The sequence below is a fragment of the Paenibacillus sp. EKM211P genome, from assembly GCF_011066175.1.
GTDB lineage: Bacteria > Bacillota > Bacilli > Paenibacillales > Paenibacillaceae > Paenibacillus > Paenibacillus polymyxa.
This window is the reverse complement of sequence record NZ_JAAMNS010000009.1, coordinates 20383-41937: the sequence shown is the minus strand read 5'-3', so window position 1 is coordinate 41937 and position 21555 is coordinate 20383. Positions and strand designations below refer to the sequence as shown.

Below are 21555 nucleotides of genomic sequence, written 5' to 3'. Positions count from 1 at the left end.
TCGAATAAGGAGATATGCGTAAAAGTTGTTCCTGGTTTTGAAGGGAAGCTTACGGCATCACAATTGACGATAATAGGAGAATACAGCGATGATAAATAGTATCCTTTTACAAGAGTACACAACTGAGTATCAATCGCAAGTAGTCGATTTAATTCTACATATTCAACAAAATGAATATAATATCGCCATCACTAAAGAAGATCAGCCTGATCTGCTTGATATTGAAAACTTTTATCAGCATGGTAACGGCAACTTCTGGGTGGCTCTTCATGAAGGAATCGTAGTAGGGACGGTTGCCTTACTAGATATCGAAAACCATAAGACGGCGCTCAGAAAGATGTTTGTCAAACAAAACTATAGAGGCAAAACCTTTAATGTTTCGAATCAATTACTTCAGCATGCCATAGGATGGGCCAAGGAACGGTCTGTTGAGGGAATCTATCTTGGAACAACACCGCAATTCGTAGCCGCTCATCGTTTTTATGAGAAGAATGGATTTGTTAGTATAGCTCTTGATGAATTGCCAATGGGCTTTCCAGTTATGAAAGTAGATAAAAAGTTTTACAAATACACCATTCAATAAATGGCCTGAACCAAGACGATCCTAAAGGAAATTCCTGCTCAAAACTGACTTCGTGCTCGCCTCGCTGCCTTCCTGCCGAGCTGCAATACAAACTGCCGCCGAGCAGGAATTTCTTTTGTTTAGGACAGGTGTTTGCTAGAATGAAGAAGACCGTGTAAGCCAATGTTAACTATACAACTGGGAGGGATACAAGTATGAGCAAAAAGATTAAATGGGGAATTGTCGGTACGGGATGGATCTCAGATCAGTTTGTTGCGGATTTGCGACATGTTACGAATGGAGAAGGATATGCCGTTGGATCACGCAATATTGAAAGCGCTACCGAATTTGCGGCCAAGCATCAAATGGCACAGGCTTATGGTAGCTATGAGGAATTAGTGCAAGATTCCGAGGTCGATGCTATTTACGTAGGGACTCCTCATCCTTTTCATAAAGAAAATGTTCTAGCGGCTCTTCGAGCGGGTAAAGCCGTCTTGTGTGAGAAACCCTTCACCGTCAACAGCAAAGAGTTGGAGGAACTAATCCGTTACGCCCGTGAACATAAGCTATTCCTGATGGAAGCAATGTGGACGCGTTTTTTGCCTCCGATACGCCAAGTGCAGGAGTGGCTACATGCGGGACGTATTGGTGAAGTGAAGTTGGTGAAGGCGGAATTCGGTTTTCGCATAGATTGGAACCCAGAGGGAAGATTATTGAATCCCGAGCTGGGCGGAGGGGCATTATTAGATGCGGGAATTTACCCCGTTTCTTTTGCTTCGATGGTGTTTGGCCCTGAACCAGAGCATGTATGGAGTACTGCTTATATCGGGGAAACGGGCGTTGATGAGACATTTTCAATCATGTTGGATTATGGAAAAGGACGTACAGCTATGCTTAATGGGGCAGTTCGTCTCGGACTGACGAATGAAGCTTATATCCATGGAACCAAGGGCTATATTCACATTCCGTCGTTCCTGAATGGTACATCGGCTACTTTAGTTGTGGACGGTGAAGAGGCGCAAAACTTTCAGGATGATCGTTCCTCTACAGGCTATGCTTTTGAGGCAGAAGAAGTCGGGCGCTGCTTGAACGAAGGTTTGCTCGAAAGCTCTACTATTTCTTTGGATGAATCATTAGGAATTATGAAATTGATGGATCAGATTCGTTCACAGTGGGGACTTCGGTATCCGTTTGAATAATCACATTGAATCCACAGTGCTTCCAGGGACCGTTCAGGTTCCTGGATTTTTTTGTTACCCAAACTTTTTTATACATAAGTATTCCCAATTTCCTAAATAGAGGCTTTGGTCGCACGCTAAAAAAGACCATAGAAGCATGTCAAAGTGTGGGACATATGAATCATTTTTTATGATTATAAATAGTTAAAAATACGTCATTAAAAAGTTACAAAAGTGTAATCTTATGATCGGTTAACTGAATTGTTAGCGTTCTCTTTTTATGAGAAAGAATGAAGGTCCTAGTGTTCTCCTTCCAAAAACTTTCAATGAAATTTCCGAAAATGTGCGGTAGGGTGGTAAACGTGTCACTTGAGCCATTGCGGCTTTTGCTGATTTGCTTGCTTACCCCGTGGCTCTGGATTTTTGTTGGAGCTCGCAGGGTCGAGAGCCTTTGCAAGCCTGTGAGCGTTGAATAGGCATTCACCTCATGACCAAACATCAAGGAGGAATTACAAACGTGAAAGTAAAATCAACATGGGTGTTCCGTATGGTGATGATGACAGTCATTGCGGCTGTTGTGATCGGACCTATGCATATTGCAGGAGCGGCAGGAAGCCGGACAGATCGGCCTTGGATGAACACGTCCATGTCGGCTGAGAAACGGACAGCATTGCTGTTACAAGAAATGACGCTGGAAGAAAAAATAGATCTGGTGACTGGTAAGGTCAACAATTATTATGGATTTTATAATAATTCGATGGAACGGTTGGGTATTCCAGCGTTAAAGATGGCAGATGGACCTGCGGGTGTGCGGATCGCCAATCCGGATGTGCAGGACAAGCAATCAACTGCGTTGCCGGCCCCTATTGCACTGGCTGCAACGTGGGATACTCAGGCTGCCAAACAGTATGGAGATTTGATTGGAGACGAGGCTTTTAATACAACTCATAATGTGGTGCTTGGACCGGGGATGGATATTGCCCGTATTCCATGGGGATCGAGGAACTTTGAATCTATGGGCGAGGACCCGCTACTGCAATCGCAAATGGTGACCGCTTATGTCAAAGGTGTACAAAGCCATCCTGTTTTGGCGACTGCGAAACATTACCTTATGAATAATCAGGAGACGGAGCGTTTCACGACAAATGTCAAAGTCAGTGACCGTGCGCTGCATGAAATTTACATACGCCCGTTTGAGGAGGCTATTGCCAAGGCAGATTTGGGAGGAGCTATGTGCTCCTTTAACAAGGTCAACGGCGAATCGGCATGTGAGAACAAGACCATCCTGACAGACCTTTTGAAAAAGGAAATGCAATTCAAGGGCTTCGTGATGAGTGATTATGGCGCGAATCTGAGTACAGTCGAATCGGCAAATAGCGGCTTGGACCTGGAAACACCGGGAACCCCTTATGGTAAATGGGGAGATCAGCTGCTGGATGCGGTCAAGACTGGTAAAGTAAGTGAACAAACGATTGATGATAAGGCTAAGCGTATTCTGGTGCAGATGTTCAGTAAAGGTTTGTTTGATCACCCGGCTCAAAATAATCAAATTGATGCCCGTGACCATGGTAAAACAGCCCGTCAATTGGCTGAGGAAAGTATGGTGCTGCTTCAAAATAAAAACAACGTATTACCGTTGTCTCAAGATAAACTCAAATCCATTGCTGTGATTGGTCCAGATGCAGATAACGGCACCGTGGCAGGCGGAGGTAGTTCGTTGGTGAACCCGACGTACACGGTGAGTCCGCTGGAGGGCATTCGTAATCGTGTAGGCAAAGGAGTTACCGTCCAGTATGCACCGGGCACGGATCCTATTTCTGCGGGGGACATTATGCCAGGTCCATCAGCTGTTCCGTCTTCGTTGCTGACCACATCCGATCAGAAAGAGAATATCAGTGTTGGATATGCGACGTATGGCGATGCTGAGCAGGGACTGCGAGGCGAATACTGGAAGAATAACAAGATGGAAGGCAATCCGATTCTTGTGCGCAATGATGATCAAGTCAATATGAACCTTGGCTTTTATAATTATCAGGGTTTCAATGCGAAGTCTCCTAAAGTTCCCAATACACCCACGACCCTGAATGGTTTGATATCTGCACGCTGGACAGGGGCTATTGCAGCTCCCAAGGATGGTGACTATGCATTGTCATTAACCAGTCTGGGATCAAGCAAGTTGTATATTGATGACAAGCTATTTGTAGATAATCAGGGTACGAAGCTGGAAACAACGAAGAAAAACATCTCGTTCAAAGCGGGAGAAAAACATAAGATACGTATTGAATATCGTGCCGATTATCCGACAAATGGTCGCGATTCTGGCGGTATGGTTCGTCTGGGCTGGGAGCCTCCGGCAGATACGACAGACAAGCTGATTGACAATGCTGTAAAGCTGGCCAAAAAATCGGATGTTGCGATTGTGGTCACGCGTACGTATGAGAGTGAAGGCTATGTGGAGCGTTCCGATATGGAGCTGCCAAACAATCAGGATCGGCTGATCCGTGCGGTTGCCGCTGCCAATCCGAAAACCATTGTGGTACAAATGAGCGGCAGAGCTGTGCAAATGGACACCTGGCAGGACAAAGTTCCTGCGATCGTACAGGCATGGTTTGCTGGTCAAGAGCAAGGGAATGCCATAGCGCGCGTCTTGTTTGGGGATGTAAATCCTTCTGGCAAGCTACCGGTAACCTTCCCGGTTAACGAGCAGTCTACACCTGTATCCTCACCGGAGAAATTTCCGGGTGTCAATGGAGTGGGTGACTATTCAGATGGTATTTTTGTAGGCTACCGTGGATATGAAAAAGCGGGTATCCAACCTGCGTTCTCCTTTGGACACGGTTTATCCTACACGACTTTCGGATACAGTGATTTGAAGGTAAAACAGCATGCGAGTGGAAAGAAATCCGATCGTACAAGTTCAGTCGAGGTTTCGCTTAAATTGAAAAACACTGGGAAAAAAGCTGGAGCTGAGGTTGTACAGGTATACAGCGGTAAGCTTCCGACCAATGTAGAGACCCCATCCCGTCAACTGGCAGGGTGGGCCAAGGTAGAATTAAAGCCGGGCCAAGAGAAGAAGGTTCGCATTGAGCTTGACCCGAAAGCTCTCTCCTATTGGGATGAAAAATCCAAAGCATGGGTTATGCCATCTGGTGAAGTTCCGATTTATGTAGGCAGCTCCTCTCAGGATACAAGACTGACAGGAAGTGTTACGATTCCGGCAACCTTTACAGAAAAGGCAAAAAAGTAATCCCGTTATATTCCTTTTAAAGTGGTTAAATTTCAAGAGAGCACGGGCACTAGCACCGGCTCTCTTTTTGCTAAAAGTAGGTAACCATTCTAATAGGATCTAATAGGTATGCAAAGGGAAAACCGAGTGAAAGCTGTAATAGTAGGAATGATGGAGACAGGATGATTATAGAGAAAGGAGGATATAGATGAAGAAACTCCACAAACAACGACGTTCTGACTTCTTGCTGCTTATAGTTACAGCTATTATCTTGATTGGTGCTATTCTGGTCAGTCTGGCTATGCAGAATGGTGTGAACACGGCAGGCGAAAAGAATGTCAGTATGTGGCTAACCACACCGGACCCCGCGAATCGTCTAACACAGCAAGCCCCAATTCCATGGAGAATAGACGACAGTAACGAAGCTGCAGCGAGTGCGGATACACTGACGGTTGAGATTAGACCCAATATTCGTTACCAGACGATGGAAGGGTTTGGTGCAGCCGTATCCGGTTCGTCCGCATATCTGATGAATCATGGCATGTCTGCCAATCAGCGTGACCAGTTGCTCAATGATTTGTTTACAGCTGGCGGCATTCAATTAAGCTATATTCGCCATACCATTGGAGCATCAGATTATTCAGTGGATGAACAGGGACAACCTAGCAGCTATACTTACGATGATGTGGCAACCGACAAGGACTATGAGCTAAATCATTTTTCCATTGCCAAGGATCGGGATGTGATCGATGTGCTGAAGCAAATTCTGAGAAGAAACCAGGATCTACGGATTATGGGGACTCCTTGGACGGCCCCGCCCTGGATGAAATATGGTGAGCAGATATATAACGGCTGGTATTTGGACTATACCGATCCGCGTGTCTATCAGGCGTATGCTGACTATTTTGTTCGTTATATACAAGCCTTTGCGAACGAGGGAGTCCCAATTCAGGCGATTTCCATTCAAAATGAACCGGAATTCACCACGTCCAAGTATCCCAGCATGAGTATGGGAGCAGTGGAGCAGGCGAAATTTATCAAGCAATACTTAGGCCCTGCTTTAAGTCGAAACGATTTGTCTACCCACATTATTGCCTTTGACCATAACTGGGATACAGGGAGTGAATATGCCAAGACCGTGCTGGGAGACGAACAGGCTCGAAGCTATACGCACGGAACAGCCTTTCATTGCTACCAAGGAGAGCCGACAGCGATGACAGACGTGCACGATGCTTTTCCGGATAAGCCTGTTTATATGACAGAATGCAGCGGAGGAGCATGGAGCCCAGGCTTTGGAGATGATTTAAGCTGGGATATGTCCAAGCTGATTATTGGTGCACCTCGAAACTGGTCGCAAAACGTCCTCTTTTGGAATATTGCACTTGATCCATCCGGCGGTCCGGCCAATGGTGGATGTACCAACTGCAGAGGTGTAGTGACCATCGACCCGTTAAGCGGTGCCGTTACAAAAAATGTAGAATACTATGCGATTGGACATGCCAGCAAATTTGTTCGTCCAGGTGCGGTACGTATTGATTCTACCCACTATAGTGGAAGTATCGAAACAGTCGCTTATCGTAACCCCGATGGTACGCTGGTCCTGATTGCCGCCAATACGGGAGAGAACACAAAGACCTTTAAGGTTCGGCAGGGAAATCACGTTTTCAAATCAACCCTTCCATCCAAGTCAGCAGCTACCTTTCAATGGGAGCCTACAACTTCCTGATATGGTCTCTACATCAATGTTTATAAAAATTTTAGAGTGCTTAGCCCTAATTGGCTAAGTGCTCTTTTTTTCTCTATCAATTTTCAATTGTGAATAAATAAAATTTTAATGTTGTTCAGAATCGGTTCAGAAGCGGATGATAAGATCTTTTCACTAACAAAAGAATGAACCGTGTACGAGGAAAAACTGGTGATCAAGAACCAATAAAGAATGGCAGAAGGCGCTAATTGTGACGTTGCTGGCAGGTATGGCATGAAGACCACAGCTTTGTTCATGTGGAAAAGAAAGGGGACACGTCAGTAATTGTGAGTAAAGCGAATACAGTATCTTTTACCGATCAATCCAATATGTCGTCCCAAGCGTTGCAGGTGGTACAGGAGGCTGTGAAGCAAGGGCTGATCACCGGTTATCCAGATGGCTCATTTCAGTCAGATCAACCACTGACGGGTAAGGGAATGGCCGCTTTGCTGGCTAATGCACTTAAGCTTGCCGTAACGGCGAAAGCAGTAACTTTTAATGACACACAGGGGAGTTGGGCCCTTCCTTATATAGAGGCGGTGCGTGCGGCAGGTCTAATGACTGAGGACCCAACAGGAGCTTTCCACCCGGGTGCTCCGGTGAGTCATGAGGAATGTGGTAGTTCTATAACGAATCCAACACCCACACCTAACCATGTACCTGTTACAGCCACAGTTCCTCCCGATCAATATGGCATTGTAGGTTCTGGAGATACTCTAGTAGATTTAAAAAATGTATTTTTTGGTGCTGATCAGGATGAGCTATCGTATCATGCGATCACTTCAGATGTAAACGTAGTAAAAGCAGAAATAGCAAGCCAACAGCTTACGTTAAAGCCAAAATCAGCAGGAAGCACACAGGTGTTTGTGACAGCAAAGGATGGAAAAGGTGGTAGAGCGAGCGTGTTTTTTACCTATACAGTCACTGGCTCTACTTATAGCTCAACTTTGACGTAATTAGATGTTACAAAGCTGGACGTTCACGTTGTATTTAGTGGTACTGCCTGGCAGAGCGACTATATTTCAGGTTCATTAGGAACCACAGGAGGCATTTTTTTTGTTCTTTTCACAATATGTCGATGGTGGAGACGGTCGCATCGTGCTGCAATTGTTTTACAACCGAGAATGTGACTTCTCTCATAAAATAGAAGGATATGAGCTGGAGGTTCACCAATTCATGAAAAATACGAACCGCATGAACGTGTCCAGCATAGCGCTATATCCGGTTAACCCATTAATACCGTATCTGATCATAAACAGCATCTTTTATGATTTTATGGATGTGACAAATGTTTCCTATTTTAATCAAGAGGGTCATTTTTATAACCCAAGCGAATTTAATACGGTCGCATATGTACTAAAATATCATGGAACTGTGGTAGATGTGCTTGGAGAGCCTCATTCGCAGGATCAATTGTTTCCTCAAGGCGGGACATTTGTTCGTAAACAAGGTATAACATGCGGATCGCCCGTTTTTAATCAGCAGAATGAGTGGATTGCATACCCGAAAGGTACTTATCAATATGTGGGAAGGCATACACCTTAATTGTGTATATTGGGGGGGAGGCAAAAAAACTTCGAACAGAAAAGCTGAAGGTTTTCATCGTATGTATCTTACAATATTTGGTAAACTTGCTTTTACGAAATTAGTTTATAAGGATTGCTTGGTAAAAAATTAGAGATTTCCATACAGATTTGGTTGGATGCTTCTAATGGAGAAAGATGTGTAGTTATGCATGAGTGATGCTTGGCAGTAGCTTGCTTTTCAACGTTTCCCATCGATCTACCGGGTCATATTTTCCGGCTAACACAAGAATGGAAGAATTGTAACAAAAGATTAAGACTTCAATGAGCCAGAATTATAGTATCCTTGAATGAAAGTTCAACACTCCAAGGAGTAGTTTTCCTTCGCGGTCTCTACTCCTTTTGGCATTAAGCTAAAGGGAAACGTTTGTTTAATCAAACAGCGGTAGTCTAGGACTTTATTTTCTCGTCCAAGGCTGCTGCTGTCTTTTTTTGGGGGACAATCGGATACTTATTTTATCGAGTTTGCCGATTTTGAAAATTGAAAAGACGTTTGGAACTGTATATCTAGTCTAATATTTTACTTACTTATGCTTATGCCAGGTGTTTTTTTTATGATGTGGTTTTCCTATATTTGTAATCAAATCGGTTTTGCCTCTGTTAACTTCCCTCGTGTCCTTAATGCAATTGAAGTAGCGATCCGTTATCAATTTTGATTGATTTGTCTTCTGTTATTAGTACAAGCATTTTTCATCCTCTTAGCATGTAATAGAGCATGAGGGGAGGTGAATCCAATTGGCTAATACACGTCGTCCAGTAAAAAAGAAAATAACGCAATATAACTCTCCAGAACACAGATGTCACAGAAGATGTCGCAGAGCTTGCTGGTATGGTGACCACTGGGATCTTTGCGAGGAATGCAGAGTAGACCATAACGGAAACAACAACAGCTCGCGCAAAAATAGTGGTAAAAGCAGCGTTGTGAAGAAAGTGAAAAAAATCAAGAAAACTTGCAAATGTGGAAAACGATAAGTAATCAAAAACATCTGTTTGCGCTTAAAAGCCTTCTCTGTTAATACAAGAGGGGGCTTTTAAGGTTATAAAACCACAATAAAAAACATCATCGGGGATATATCATGGGATGGTTAGCAGAGGGCGTAAAGAAGAAAACATTGACTATTCGAGAGCCTACGACATTATGGAGGCATAGAATACATATGAAAAATGTATCTATATCACTAAAGTGACGACAATAGTAAACACCTGGATTAAAAACTGTGGTACTAAGATTAAAAATTCCATTTTTATTTCCTCCTTATTAAGACCCTAAACGATGTATAACTTTTTACCTGAATTTCTAAAGTTTAAAAAATAATGGGAAGAGGGAATTTTGAATGAAGAAAAATGGTTTACGGTACTTGTTACACCTACAATGGTGGCTGCATTAGGTACTTCTGTATCCGCTGCTCCTGTTGTTGACCAGTCGACTGATGCTGTTTCTGCTGTTTCTTCTGCTTCTCCTTCAGACGTGCTAACAAAAGATCAAGCTACTTCGGAATCTGCTGTCGATCAGTCCGAGCAAGAGGCTCAAAAAGTTGTCACAAAATACTTAACTGCTATGCACGAAAAGAATTTTTCAGATGCAGTAAGTCTGGTCAAAGATTCGCGGTATCTCAGTGAAGAAAAACAAATTCAAAAGTATGAGGAATACAGTAAAAAAACTGATTTTGATAAAATTGAAGTTGTTGGTGCCCAAAAAGAATCCGATTCGAGTGTAGCAGTTACAATCAAAGAGGATGGGGAAAAACAAAATTTGAAAGTACTCAAAGATGGTGAAGAGTGGAAGTTGGTTCTTGGTGATGGCAATCCTGCAACCGTTAAAGCACTGAATCCATCTGAAATTTCTACAAATGCGGCTGTAGACTATTATAGACTTAGTGGGGTTCAATATGGAACTGTACTAATTGGGGGCGATGCCTTTTCTGTTGGTTCATCCCATTCTGCGACAATCAAAGGATGGCAAGACACAGGTATTAATGGCGTAGAAGCTAAAAATAAATATGAGATTGTGGAAGATGTATGGAATGGATGGAAAGATTGGAGTGTCCCAGAGAAAATATATGGAAACAGTTCTGAAAACAATTCAAAAACCTGGTACAGTAGAACCTTTGATGGTATCCCGCCAGGTAGTGGATATCATATCAGAATCACTGGACTAACCCAACCACAAGGTTACGGTGCAAGCGGAGCAGGGAATGTTTACGTAAACTAAAACGTGAATTAAAAACAGGTTCCTTTTTACTGAAACCTGTTTTTTTATTTTTTTACTAGCTTTTACAGCTATACTATTTTGTGAAGGGAGGTAAGTGAAATTTGAAAAAAGCAATAGTATTTTTTGTTATGTTAATTGCAGGTCTAGTTGTAACCGAGCAGGCAATTGATATTCTTACGACTCGTGGACGTGGTGAAGCAATTTACAAGATGGGTATGTTAATCCCTGCCCAAGATTTTTATCTATACTTATATGGGTCCATTTTTTTGTTGATAGGGGTTTTGCTTATCTTGTCTCCTTTACTATTCAGAAAGTTTTTTATGACCAGAGAAAATAGAGTATCAACTAACTCTAAAGTAAAGTGGAATTTGAAAAGAGCGGTAGTATTTTTTATTATGCTAATCGCTGGTCTAATTGTAACCGAGCAGGCGATTGATATTCTTACGACTCGTGGACGTGGTGAAGCAATTTACAAAATGGGTATGTTAATCCCTGCTCAAGATTTTTATCTATATTTGTACGGGTCTATTTTCTTGTTGTTAGGGATTTTGCTTATCTTGTCTCCTTTTCTATTTAGAAAGTCTTTTATAGCCAAGAAGAGTGTCTAAGGTTTGGAAACAATAGGGGTTGGTAAGCATGTCTACTTGCTCTGATTGCAGTCATAATAGGTATTATTTTGTTCGGATTTCTGTTTACTTATTTGTTTATCGTTATCAGAAGATGGAAAAGAAAGCGGAATAAAATGACTTGATCGGAATGAAAAAGACGTTTCTGGGAAAGCAGGAACGTCTTTTTAATGTTCCTCGTGCTTGGCATGTTCCTCGGCTCAATTGTAGTCTTCCGAAGACATTGGGATCTCGTACCAGTTTCCTTCAGTTGAATTGTTTTCATTCAAAAAAACGAACGCTACATTTGAAGCTGCAATGCTGATTGATTGAGAAGTAGGGGGTTTCTGGAGAAATTCAGGAGAGCCCTTTTTAATACATGGTTGAAACTAAAGGCTGCCTTTTAACCAGCCGGGGTATCTGTAGCAAGTAGACTGACTGATCGACAAGTAAGGGAGCGACTCCCTCTGTTTCATATTTAATAAATAAAAATTTGCGATCATTAATGATCTCCTTGTACTTAAAGTTTTTAGATGATTATAATGAAAATATAGTTTATATTTAGACTTTTTGAAGTCGTAGAGTCCTAATATATCCAAACACTTCAATTACAAAGGAGAGAATTCATTTCATGAGTATACATTTAGAGTTGGATTCCTTGTCGGTTGAAAGGCTAGCAATGGTCCTTTCAGGACGGCCAGGCATGTTCAAGTTGTTTTATGATACAGAGGATTGTGGATGCAACGGCGTACTTACCATTTTGGTGATCGATGCACCGAATGCAACCGACACAGCAATTCAGTCCGATTCGTATTCTTTTTGGGTAGATCGGCAGCAGGAGCAGCAGTTCGATAGCCAAATGCGGCTTGAGGCAGATCCAAGTTACCCATCGTTCAAAGTAAGTAGCGATGCTGGTATATTGAGCAGCAATGTTAGAATTCAAGATCGGCGTGTAAACTCGTCCAAGACGTGATATGCGGAGGTAATAATAATATTAAGCACCAAAAAGCAATGCTGAATTAACACCAGCTTCCCAAAAACGAACCTTATTAAGCCCATAGGGCAGAGGTTCGTTTTTACAATAATCTTTATGATAATTTCAGAAGGACGATGAGATGATGAAAAACTTGCTCGTTTCTGGCTATCGTGCCCATGAGCTGAATATTTTCAGTCAAAAGCACGAAGGTATTCCATACATTAAAAAGGCGATTGCAGGCAGACTGATTCCCCTGATCGAAGAAGGGCTGGAATGGGTGATTACCCCTGGTCAATACGGGGTGGACTTGTGGGCTTGCGAGGTCGTCATTGCATTAAAGGAGCAATATCCTCACTTAAAATGCTCTATTATGATGGCTTATCAAAATATGGAGGAAAAATGGAAAGAGGATAAAAAGGAATATTTTCAGCAGATTTGTGCCGAAGTTGACTATGTGGGAGTGGTTAGCCGCCAGCCGTATCAGGGAATATGGCAACTCAAGGCACGGGATGAACTCCTTTTCCGCAAAACAGACGGTTTATTGCTTGTGTACGATGAGGATGCCGGAGAGGGCAGCCCACGTTTTATGAAGGAACTGGCATTGAAAAAACAACAGGCAGAAGGCTATCAATATATCAGTATTAGCTCAGAGGATATCCAAAGCATAGCTGACGAAGAACGATTATTCATGGACCTCTGATTTTTAAAGTATTAGCCCGGATTTTTGAACAAAAAGGACGGAATCGTCCCTTTACAATGATGTAAGCGCTATCATAAGATTTAAACAACCATAACTTATCAGTCATATAAAATAAATTTATTGAAAATACAAACCATGAAAGGAGCTAATGATCAGATGAACAAAAAATTTCGGCATACTGTGTTGCTCTGTCTCGGTGTCATGTTGTGTGGAGTGGTCACTCCAATGGATAGCCCAATCTCAGCTGCGTCTACGAGGCAAATGGAGAAGCTGAACAGGGGAACTGTCGCAGTGAAGGTACCAGAGGGTATACTGGTGAGCTGGCGTTTATTGGGTACGGAAGCGGATTCGGTTGGCTTCAATCTGTACAGAGGGTCAAGCAAGGTGAATGATGCGCCGATTACATCGAGAACCAACTTTCTGGACAAGGCAGGTACGACATCATCTTCGTATACCGTTCGTGCTGTGGTCAATGGAGCAGAGCAGGCCGCTTCTCCAGCGGTAAAGGTATGGAACAACAACTATCTGGACGTTCCCATCCAGCAGCCTGCAGGAGGCGCAACCCCGGATCATGTGAACTACACGTACAATGCCAATGATGCCAGTGTGGGGGATCTCGATGGGGATGGCGAGTATGAGATTGTGTTGAAATGGGACCCTTCCAATTCTAAGGATAATTCGCAATCCGGTTATACGGGAAATGTATTTTTGGACGGATATGAGCTGGATGGAACACGCAAATGGCGAATTGATCTGGGACGGAACATTCGGGCTGGTGCACACTATACGCAATTTCTCGTCTATGATTTTGATGGAGATGGTAAAGCAGAGGTTGTATGCAAGACAGCAGACGGCACGGTAGATGGTACAGGAGTAAAGATTGGCGACGCTTCGGCTGATCATCGCAACACGAGTGGATATATTTTGAAAGGTCCTGAGTTTCTAACTGTGTTCTCAGGTGATACAGGCAAGGCTCTTAGCACGATTGACTATGTACCTCCGCGCGGAACGGTGTCCAGCTGGGGAGATAACTATGGTAACCGTGTGGATCGTTTTCTCGCCGGTGTTGCTTATCTGGATGGCGTAAGACCCAGCATAGTGATGGCACGTGGTTACTACACGCGCACCGTTCTAGTCGCATATGATTGGCGGAACGGCAATCTAAGCCGCCGCTGGACCTTTGACAGCAATAGCTCCACCAACGCCGGGACGGCTGGACAGGGGAATCACAGTTTGAGCGTGGCAGATGTGGATGGAGATGATAAGGATGAGATCGTGTATGGCTCGCTTGTTGTAGACGATAACGGGGCGAAGCTGGCTAACACGGGGATGGGGCACGGCGATGCACTTCATGTAGGCGATTTGGACCCGGACCGTTCAGGTTATGAAGTGTTCAAGGTGAACGAGGACAAAAATGCCACTTACGGAGCCGCCATGTATGATCCGCGTAATGGCAACATTTTATGGGGCGTAAAAACAGGCAAGGATACCGGACGAGGCATGTCGGCAGACATTGATCCGCGTACCAAAGGAAACGAACAGTGGGCACCGAGCATCGGGTTACGTTCAGCCAAGGGAGAGCTCATTACCAACACGATGCCGTCCTCCATTAACTTCGGAATTTGGTGGGATGGGGATCTCCTCCGTGAACTGCTGGATCATACCTCCTCAAGCGCTGGTAAAATCGACAAGTGGAACTATACGAACTCGACGACTTCCAACTTGCTTACGGCCACAGGGACGAGTTCCAATAACGGGACCAAAGGAACGCCGTCGCTGCAGGCTGATCTGTTCGGTGACTGGCGGGAGGAAGTCATTTGGCGCAAAAGTGATAATTCGGCGCTTCGTATCTATACAACACCTTATGAGTCAGAACACCGATTTTACACGCTTATGCATGATCCGGTGTACCGCCTGAGTGTGGCCTGGCAGAACGTAGCCTATAATCAGCCACCGCACACCGGATTTTATTTGGGAGAAGGGATGTCCAAGCCCCAGCAGCCGAACATATACACTCCTTGATGTGCAGCAGCTCGATAGTGGGGTGAGTGCAGGTTAAATGAATAGTATCAGATAGGGCTCCAGGCTAATCGGGGCTCTTTTTGTTATGGGCATAGAAGAGTACGTATGATTTCCATAATAATGGGAACATTAGTTCTTATCGAGGTAATTTATGTATGGAAAAGGAGGCGGAATCTGTGAGTTCTTTAACGACAGAAAGCATGATCGAGCTCGTAACTAAAGTCGGATTCCCTGCAGCATTAAGCCTGATTCTGTTAAAATACATTCTCGTCACCCTTAACCGTAGATTGGAGCAGCTGGACCAATCTATGAAGCAAATGTCACGATCCCTGGAAGAGATCGAGGAAAAGCAGGAGAAGCGGTCAGAACCTACGCTCCCGGTAAATACGGACAAACTTCGCGCAGAATGAACAAAAAAAGGCAAATAGAAACAATTTAGCAACCCAATCGAGAAACGAAATTCTTATAATAGAGACGTGTGCAGTTTATGCAGACATATGATTATGGAGGTGTATAGAAGTATGAAAATAAATACGAAACTATCCGCACTATGTGTTGCGGCCACACTTTTGAGCGCGGCACAGGTTGCCGCTGCTGCGCCCGCTGTGTCCGCTCCAGCGAACGCAGCGCAACCAAGCGTCGCCGTTCCGTCAGCTACCGTACCGGCCCAGGTGCCAGCACCAGCAGCATCTGTGTCTGTTACGACGCCGGCTCCTGCGCAAGCGCCGTCAGTTCCAGCAACAACAGCCCCAGCCGCAGGTTCCGTCCAAACGGCTAAACCAGCAGCTCCGTCTGCACCAGCACCGCGCCCATCTACGTCGGTAGCGCCAGCGGCTGTCCCGTCCGTACCATCGACTGCCAAGCCGTCCAAGCCGCAGCAGCCATCTACTTCGGCGCCAGCTGCAGCTACGGCTACCAGCGTGAATCCAATCCAGCTGGACAAGCTGAACCATGAGAGTGCGATTCCGCTTGTGCTGGAGGCACAGTCTCGTTATCAGTATGCCACCAGCGGTGGCAAATCGTTGGGCCAAGCGTTCCAGTTGAATGGTAAAAGCTACCGCTATTTGTCCGAGGACATCGGCACGAAGACCAAATTGATCAACTATCTGACGCAGGCCTATACCAAACAGGCCAGTGAGCAATTTGTCAGTAAATTTTTTGTTGAGGTCAATGGCAGACTAGCTCAGTTGAATGCAGATGGCGGCAATTTGCTAGAGTTTAGCCGGGCTACGGCGAAAATGGTAACCATGACTCCGGTGAAGCGCAGCTACCTGCTGACCGTGCCTTATCCGGCAGAAGCCAAACAGCCAAACGAGAAAATCACCGTGAATTTTGAAAAGGTCGGCAGCTACTGGAAGGTTAGCTCCGCGCCGCATGTTATTTTCTAAATTAAGATTTTGCAACGTTCTTTATAAATAGGGTAAAGTGATGTTAAGGCTTGTTTCGTAAGCCCTAATTCAACGCAGGGGAGTGCTGTGCAATGATGACACCGATCAAGGTAAAAAACGTTAAGGATATTGAGAAGATCAATCAAATCGTATCCAATTATACGTATGACATCTGGATTCATGGCAAAAGCGGCATGGCAGATGCCAAATCCATTTTAGGCATGTATGTGCTCAAGCTGGATGAGCCGCTAACTCTGGTTGTACCTGACAACGTCAATCCCAAAAAGCTGTTCAAGGAGTTGGAGGAATTTATTCATTTTCCTGCTCAAGCAGAATAAACAGCAAAGAAGCACCTGCAGACACTGCATACGCTATTTTTCAAAATGAATGCAAAGAAGCCATGGAACTCAGGTTCCACGGCTTCTTTTTTAATGTTCCTCCTCGTCCAAAAACGGGAGATTCACCGAATAGTACATAACCCCCATAAGCAGCACGCCACCCACCAGATTCCCAAGCGTAACCGGAACGAGATTATGGATGACGCCAGCGACAGAGACCGTACCCGGATGGTCCAGCACGAGCGCAATGGCGAAAGTACACATGTTAGCTACACTATGCTCATATCCCGAAATGAAAAAGCAGAATACAAACAGCATCATAGCGAACATCTTTGCGCCATTTTCCTTCATAAACATCGGCACAAAAAAGGCGAGGCAGACCAGCCAATTACACAAAATAGCGCGGAAGAATAGCTGCAGTGCAGGCGCTTCCATTTTATGCTCAACTACGTTCAGCAGAAAGCTGTTCACGCTGGAGGAGTCAAACAGCCCTGTCAGGTATATAAGGAGTGCGAATACCCCCGCACCTAACAAGTTACCTCCATAGCTGGCAGTCCACAATCGAAGCACCTGACCCCAGCGCAGCTTTTTACGGAGCGCAGCATAGGTGTAATAGAAGGTGTTGCCAGTAAACAAATCACCGCCGCCGTACGCGATCAGAATGATGGCTGCCCCAAAGGTGAGCGCCGCCATGGGATAAGTGAATGGAGAATGCTCCATGTAAAAAAAGTTACCCGTCTTGAAGGCGACAATAACGCCGAATCCGATAAACATACTCGCCAGCATGGAACGCGCCAAATACCGGAGCAGGCTTTGCTTGTAAATTTTGTACTTCTTCAGGGCTAGCTGTTCGACATTGCGTAAGCCTTCCGTTTCCATAGCCAACGACAACCTCCTATTTTCTCATATCTAAGTCATTAAACCGACTTGATTTTTCCCGAAACATGCTCAGCGTGTCAAACAATTCTGTTAGCTTAACAAACCAAGCTTTTGCAGTCCGTATAAAATACCGTCTTCATCTGCGCGTTTTGTGACCATTGTAGCAGCGGCTTTGGCTTCATCACAACCGTTCCCCATCGCTACACTGTTATGTATAGTTGTCAGCATCTCCACATCGTTTAATCCATCGCCAAAAGCGTATTGATTCTCATCGGCAATGCCCAGTCTGGATGTAATTTCGCGGATTCCCTTTGCTTTGGAGCCAGCGTGAGGAACAACGTCCACTGAACTTGGATGCCAGCGTACAAAGTCAAATGCTTTGAATACCGCTTCATAGTAAGGCTCTTCTTCTGCTGTACACATCAACAGCGTCTGATAAATATCTCTCCCTTGGAAATAGAGCGGATCGTACCCAACCGAAATCTTGGCCTTAAGCGTTTGGACCGATTTCTCCACAAGCTCATCGTTAGGAATATTAGCCTTCATGTCCATATGATCCATATATACGAGAGCATGATTATGTGTGAGTGCCAGATCAGTCATCGCTTGCAAGGCTTCTCGATTCAGCGGATTGGTAGCGACGACTTCCCCACGGAGCACCACATATTGCCCGTTAAAGCTAACGTAGGAATCAATTTCTAACTGCTCGCGGATATCCTTGAACATAAAAGGCGCACGTCCTGTTGCGATGGCTACCTCATGTCCTTGCTCTTTCAAAGCAAAGACTGCTTTTTCAGCCGTTAACGGCATCTTCTTTTCATCGTCCAGTAATGTACCGTCGATATCAAAAAAAATAATTTTTTTGTCTGACATGTCCTTACACCTGACTTTCAATAATATATTGTCGAAATAAACTCATATGGATTCATTATATCAAAGGAACTGCTTCTGGATACACAAATACGTATAAATCCTCATGAATGTCCGACCTCTATAGCTTACAATATGAAATAAGGATTACTGTAAACTTTAATGTCTATCTCCTATTTTCGAAGATGGGATGTGATCACCATGACAAAAATCCAAGTCACACCGGAGCAGCTGGATAACGTGGCCTCCCAATTTGCCAATGCCCACGGCATACTGTATAACCAGCTGAACGGTCTGGATAGCACAATGAACCGCCTTCACAGCCAGTGGGATGGTATGGAGAGAAATCGTTTTTATAATGACTATCGTACAGCTAAATATACGCTTTCTTCTATATTAAATAAGGTTCAATCCATTGAAATTGAGCTGAAAAGCATTGCTTTGAAGTTTAGAAATGCGGATGCTGGGAGCACACGTGGCTTCTGGTCAGCCTTGGCAGCAGCGATGAACGCTAGTGCAGCGCTGGCGGGCAGCGGAGAGGCTGGAAATCATGCTGAAGATATCGTGAATTCACCCAAAAATATAGACGAGTGGGAGCAGGCAGACGCGGACAAATATCATCAATATGAGGAACTATTGAAAAACGCGGAGACCATCGGCGACAAGCAAGTCATGCAGAAAATCCACGACCAGATGAATGTCCTGCGGCTGCAATACGAGGACTCGGTTACTCGCACAGATTACAATACAGGAGAGACTTCCAAGATCACATCCGATTCCCTTGTTGCCGTCACTGAACTGACAGGTAAAGACGGAAGCAAAACAGATATATCTATAGATAAAAAAGGAAATATTATAAGTTATGAGCAAAATACGGACCAATACGATTACTGGGTCCAAAAGCATACTCAATCAGCCGGAGAACACGCTCTAGGTAAAACGGCCCAGACCGTTACCGGATATGGAATGGGTCTTATTTTGTCGCGCGGGACTGACGTCAGTGGAACAGGTTCGGGCGCAGCCTCCGGCTGGGGGGAACACGTTGTCGGCGTTGGTGGCGGTATGATCAGTGACAAGGTGCTGTTCTCTGTTCCCGATGAGGGAGAAACCCGTACCATGATCTACCGGACAAATAAAGAAACTGGGCATGTCGAGAACATGATCATCGTCACCAAAGGTGAGAATGAAATGAAGTATCGCTATTGGGAGGATTATAACTAGGTCTTGAGCAGTGAGAGATCATAACGTGAATACGAGTATCTATAAAATCTACAGACTTTTTCAAGACTAAGCGAGCGGCAGTGGAAGACTGCGAAACTCATCAGTTGGTAAAATCTGTAGATTTTTTTCGTGCGCATATTTCTAATCTAAAATTCTATTAGAGTTATTTAATTGTTACATAGTATTTATGATTTAAGCAGCAATTTCATGGAGTAAAGGACATCTGACTCATGTAGTGTCTTTAATTTATGTTTTCAAACATAGAGCAATCTGAGCTTAAGAGCAAGGTTCAAAAAAGAGTATAATATCATAATTTGGATAAATACAATAATATAATAAGTGTGTAAATTTTTTTATCTTTTAAAAATATTTAACAATTGCATAATTTAATTTTATTTATTTTTATGTAGTGAAAATAATGAAAAAAGCTATTCTTTCAAGAAAACGACTTTATCTAATGATAATCAACAAATTTCTACATTTTGCGACCTTTTATTTACAAAAATGTAACATTCGAAGGTTGACTTATTCATTGACTTTGTTGAAATAAATCGTTATTTTAATTCGTAAAAGGAGTAAAACATGGGTTGGAATAACGATTGATAAATTATTAATACAAGCTTATTAAATGCTAGTGCACGGTGATTACATATGATTTAATTTGTTTTTAAAATGATTCTTTTTTTCATTAATTATGTCGATCATAAATTTCTGCTTTAATACTATAAAGGTTATAACTTGCAACAGAAGTTAAATTTGAAAAGTACACATATTCAGGAAGCTCACTGGAGAAGAGGTTTTCAGATGAATAAAGTATCTTTTATTTTTCCTGGGCAGGGTTCGCAATATGTAGGAATGAGTAAAGAACTATGGGATAATTTTACTGTGGTAAAGCGTTTATTCGATGAAGCGGATGATATCTTAGGTGTAAAACTCTCAAAACTTTGCTTTGAAGGAGATTCCCAAGAGCTTCTTCAGACCATGAATGCCCAACCAGCCTTACTTACTGCCAGTCTTGCTGCATACTATGCTAGCAGAGAAATACTGGAACTGGAACCTCAACTGTTGGCCGGTCATAGTTTAGGAGAATACTCAGCATTGGTGTGCAGCGGTTTTTTCTCCCTTCAAGATGGACTTCAAATCGTGAGAAAACGAGGAATGTTCATGCAGCAGGCTACAGCCAACGGGGTAGGGACTATGGTTGCTGTTGCGAATGTTTCCGCTTCTATTCTGGAGAGCTTATGTCAAGAGATATCTACGGATCGTGATGTTATATCTATTGCCTGTCACAATTCAAACAATCAGTACGTGCTATCGGGACATACAGAACCTATGGCTCGAATAGTGGAGCAAATCAAACGTCTAGAACATAGTAAGGTTAACTATTTAACAGTAAGCGGGCCTTTTCACAGTATTCTGATGAAGCCTGCAGCAGATAAGCTTGCCGCAGAACTAAAAAAAATCCCGCTACGCAAGGGAAGGTGGCCGGTTGTTTCCAATGTAACAGCCTTACCACATGATGAATTCTCAATTTATGACTTGTTGTACAAGCAAATGATAAGCCCTGTACGTTGGACAGATACGATGGATTATTTATACCAGAACGGTATTACTGTTGCGCTAGAATTAGGTCCGAGAAAAGTACTTGGACAGCTAATGAAAGAAAGATATCCTAGTATCTCTACTTTTTCTATTAATACCAGTTCTTCTTTAAAAGAAGCGGACAAGTGGCTAAGTAAGCAGCAAACTACACGCAAATTTACACTTGAGCGTCTGGAGGAAGGCTTTGCAGCAGCGCTTATTGCACGAAATCGAAACGGGGATTACAAACAACATATGGAGGGAGTTGTTTACCCTAGTCAGCAGATCCGAAATAGGATCAATCAACTTCAAAATCATAAAAATGACACCGTTTATAATGCGGTTAATACAGAGGTGTTAGAGCTCATTCGTACTATTCTCACTACCAAGCAAGTGCCCGAGCAAGAACAACAGACGATTCTTAATATGATCTAAATAAGATTCATCAATGATGTTGGAAATTGTAAATT

Annotated in this window: 18 protein-coding genes; 16 read left to right on the top strand and 2 right to left on the bottom strand. The window is 43.6% G+C overall.

Annotated features, from left to right (window positions below; translation table 11 throughout):
• Positions 1–88: 88 nt before the first annotated feature.
• From G9G57_RS14420 to G9G57_RS14345, 14 genes are all read left to right on the top strand, one after another.
• The gene (locus tag G9G57_RS14420) at positions 89–583 is read left to right on the top strand and encodes a GNAT family N-acetyltransferase (RefSeq protein WP_044787123.1); all 495 of its coding nucleotides are present in this window, start codon (positions 89–91) and stop codon (positions 581–583) included.
• Between the two features lie 194 nt (positions 584–777).
• A complete protein-coding gene (locus G9G57_RS14415) occupies positions 778–1761 on the top strand; it encodes a Gfo/Idh/MocA family protein (RefSeq protein WP_044787122.1) in 984 nt (327 codons plus the stop codon).
• Positions 1762–2257: 496 nt separating this feature from the next.
• The gene (locus tag G9G57_RS14410; RefSeq protein ID WP_164965116.1) at positions 2258–4987 is read left to right on the top strand and encodes a beta-glucosidase; all 2730 of its coding nucleotides are present in this window, start codon (positions 2258–2260) and stop codon (positions 4985–4987) included.
• Positions 4988–5174: 187 nt separating this feature from the next.
• Positions 5175–6692, top strand: a complete 1518-nt coding sequence (locus tag G9G57_RS14405) for a glycoside hydrolase family 30 protein (protein ID WP_164965115.1) — start codon at positions 5175–5177, stop codon at positions 6690–6692.
• Positions 6693–6997: 305 nt separating this feature from the next.
• Positions 6998–7666 (top strand): S-layer homology domain-containing protein, encoded by a 669-nt coding sequence (locus G9G57_RS14400; protein ID WP_164965114.1) that lies wholly within the window; start codon positions 6998–7000, stop codon positions 7664–7666.
• Positions 7667–7766: 100 nt separating this feature from the next.
• The gene (locus tag G9G57_RS14395) at positions 7767–8255 is read left to right on the top strand and encodes a hypothetical protein (protein WP_044787117.1); all 489 of its coding nucleotides are present in this window, start codon (positions 7767–7769) and stop codon (positions 8253–8255) included.
• 1368 nt (positions 8256–9623) lie between these two features.
• Positions 9624–10505 carry a hypothetical protein gene (locus tag G9G57_RS25905; RefSeq protein WP_238799293.1) on the top strand — a complete coding sequence of 294 codons (882 nt, stop codon included), beginning with the start codon at positions 9624–9626 and terminating at the stop codon, positions 10503–10505.
• A gap of 101 nt (positions 10506–10606) precedes the next feature.
• Positions 10607–11113 (top strand): hypothetical protein, encoded by a 507-nt coding sequence (locus G9G57_RS25900; RefSeq protein ID WP_238799292.1) that lies wholly within the window; start codon positions 10607–10609, stop codon positions 11111–11113.
• Between the two features lie 628 nt (positions 11114–11741).
• On the top strand, positions 11742–12083 hold the full coding sequence (locus G9G57_RS14370; RefSeq protein ID WP_164965113.1) for an iron-sulfur cluster biosynthesis family protein: 342 nt from the start codon (positions 11742–11744) through the stop codon (positions 12081–12083).
• Positions 12084–12228: 145 nt separating this feature from the next.
• Entirely contained in the window at positions 12229–12786 is a 558-nt protein-coding gene (locus G9G57_RS14365) for an SLOG family protein (protein ID WP_025364125.1), read from the top strand.
• 156 nt (positions 12787–12942) lie between these two features.
• Positions 12943–14808: a rhamnogalacturonan lyase gene (locus G9G57_RS14360; protein WP_446724832.1), complete on the top strand. Its 1866-nt coding sequence runs from the start codon at positions 12943–12945 to the stop codon at positions 14806–14808.
• Positions 14809–14984: 176 nt separating this feature from the next.
• Positions 14985–15218 carry a hypothetical protein gene (locus G9G57_RS14355; protein WP_164965112.1) on the top strand — a complete coding sequence of 78 codons (234 nt, stop codon included), beginning with the start codon at positions 14985–14987 and terminating at the stop codon, positions 15216–15218.
• Between the two features lie 111 nt (positions 15219–15329).
• Positions 15330–16196: a DL-endopeptidase inhibitor IseA family protein gene (locus G9G57_RS14350; protein ID WP_016819914.1), complete on the top strand. Its 867-nt coding sequence runs from the start codon at positions 15330–15332 to the stop codon at positions 16194–16196.
• Between the two features lie 92 nt (positions 16197–16288).
• Positions 16289–16534 carry an HPr family phosphocarrier protein gene (locus tag G9G57_RS14345; RefSeq protein WP_016819915.1) on the top strand — a complete coding sequence of 82 codons (246 nt, stop codon included), beginning with the start codon at positions 16289–16291 and terminating at the stop codon, positions 16532–16534.
• Between the two features lie 90 nt (positions 16535–16624).
• Here G9G57_RS14345 and G9G57_RS14340 read toward each other — a convergent pair whose 3' ends face one another.
• Both G9G57_RS14340 and G9G57_RS14335 read right to left on the bottom strand, forming a co-directional pair.
• Positions 16625–17413, bottom strand: a complete 789-nt coding sequence (locus G9G57_RS14340) for a formate/nitrite transporter family protein (RefSeq protein ID WP_164965153.1) — start codon at positions 17411–17413, stop codon at positions 16625–16627.
• A gap of 90 nt (positions 17414–17503) precedes the next feature.
• On the bottom strand, positions 17504–18286 hold the full coding sequence (locus G9G57_RS14335) for a Cof-type HAD-IIB family hydrolase (RefSeq protein WP_164965111.1): 783 nt from the start codon (positions 18284–18286) through the stop codon (positions 17504–17506).
• Between the two features lie 198 nt (positions 18287–18484).
• Here G9G57_RS14335 and G9G57_RS14330 point away from each other — a divergent pair, with 198 nt between their 5' ends.
• Positions 18485–19504, top strand: a complete 1020-nt coding sequence (locus tag G9G57_RS14330; protein WP_164965110.1) for a WXG100 family type VII secretion target — start codon at positions 18485–18487, stop codon at positions 19502–19504.
• A gap of 804 nt (positions 19505–20308) precedes the next feature.
• A complete protein-coding gene (gene fabD / locus G9G57_RS14325) occupies positions 20309–21520 on the top strand; it encodes an ACP S-malonyltransferase (RefSeq protein WP_164965109.1) in 1212 nt (403 codons plus the stop codon).
• The last annotated feature ends 35 nt before the right edge of the window (positions 21521–21555 follow it).

Bases quoted from the DNA above. Each gene is read 5' to 3' on its own strand.
- G9G57_RS14350 (WP_016819914.1), top strand. From the start codon at position 15,330: ATGAAAATAAATACGAAACTATCCGCACTATGTGTTGCGGCCACACTT.
- G9G57_RS14415 (WP_044787122.1), top strand. From the start codon at position 778: ATGAGCAAAAAGATTAAATGGGGAATTGTCGGTACGGGATGGATCTCA.
- G9G57_RS14420 (WP_044787123.1), top strand. From the start codon at position 89: ATGATAAATAGTATCCTTTTACAAGAGTACACAACTGAGTATCAATCG.
- G9G57_RS14360 (WP_446724832.1), top strand. From the start codon at position 12,943: ATGAACAAAAAATTTCGGCATACTGTGTTGCTCTGTCTCGGTGTCATG.
- fabD (WP_164965109.1), top strand. From the start codon at position 20,309: ATGAATAAAGTATCTTTTATTTTTCCTGGGCAGGGTTCGCAATATGTA.
- G9G57_RS14330 (WP_164965110.1), top strand. From the start codon at position 18,485: ATGACAAAAATCCAAGTCACACCGGAGCAGCTGGATAACGTGGCCTCC.
- G9G57_RS14345 (WP_016819915.1), top strand. From the start codon at position 16,289: ATGATGACACCGATCAAGGTAAAAAACGTTAAGGATATTGAGAAGATC.
- G9G57_RS14370 (WP_164965113.1), top strand. From the start codon at position 11,742: ATGAGTATACATTTAGAGTTGGATTCCTTGTCGGTTGAAAGGCTAGCA.
- G9G57_RS14340 (WP_164965153.1), bottom strand. From the start codon at position 17,413: ATGGAAACGGAAGGCTTACGCAATGTCGAACAGCTAGCCCTGAAGAAG.
- G9G57_RS14365 (WP_025364125.1), top strand. From the start codon at position 12,229: ATGAAAAACTTGCTCGTTTCTGGCTATCGTGCCCATGAGCTGAATATT.
- G9G57_RS14335 (WP_164965111.1), bottom strand. From the start codon at position 18,286: ATGTCAGACAAAAAAATTATTTTTTTTGATATCGACGGTACATTACTG.
- G9G57_RS14405 (WP_164965115.1), top strand. From the start codon at position 5,175: ATGAAGAAACTCCACAAACAACGACGTTCTGACTTCTTGCTGCTTATA.